Source organism: Myxococcus sp. CA039A (assembly GCF_013336645.1).
Classification (GTDB): domain Bacteria; phylum Myxococcota; class Myxococcia; order Myxococcales; family Myxococcaceae; genus Myxococcus; species Myxococcus llanfairpwllgwyngyllgogerychwyrndrobwllllantysiliogogogochensis.
Window position 1 is genome coordinate 1 of record NZ_JABUMQ010000788.1, and the last position, 436, is coordinate 436.

General features: G+C 62.6%; 1 protein-coding gene. It reads right to left on the reverse strand.

The genetic code is table 11. The annotated features are described in order from the left end of the window. The coding region (locus HR086_RS47600) for a class I tRNA ligase family protein (RefSeq protein WP_174468980.1) at positions 1-436 on the reverse strand (436 nt) is incomplete at both ends.

Genomic DNA, 436 nt, shown 5'->3' on the forward strand with positions numbered 1-436 from the left:
GGGTACGGCGCGTCGCGCGTTGCTGGGCCGGCGTGCCGGTCTGGATCTGCACTTTCGCCAGTTCCAGGTACCAGTCGCAGTATTCGTCCCAGACGAATTTGTAGATGGCGTTGGCGATGTTGTCGAAGCGGTAGTCGGCAAAGCCTTTCTCCACTTCGGTTTCCACGCGCTGCAGCAGCGAGACGATCCAACGGTCGGCCTGCGAGAAGTCCAGGTAGCCTTCGGGGCCGCAATCACCGACGCATTCCTGCATGCCGCAGTCCTGGCCTTCGGTGTTCATCAGTACGAAGCGCGTGGCGTTCCACAGCTTGTTGCAGAAGTTGCGGTAACCCTCGCAGCGGCCCGGGTCAAAGTTGATGCTGCGGCCCAGCGTGGCGAGCGACGCGAAGGTGAAGCGCAACGCGTCGGCGCCGAATGCGGGAATGCCGTCGGGAAA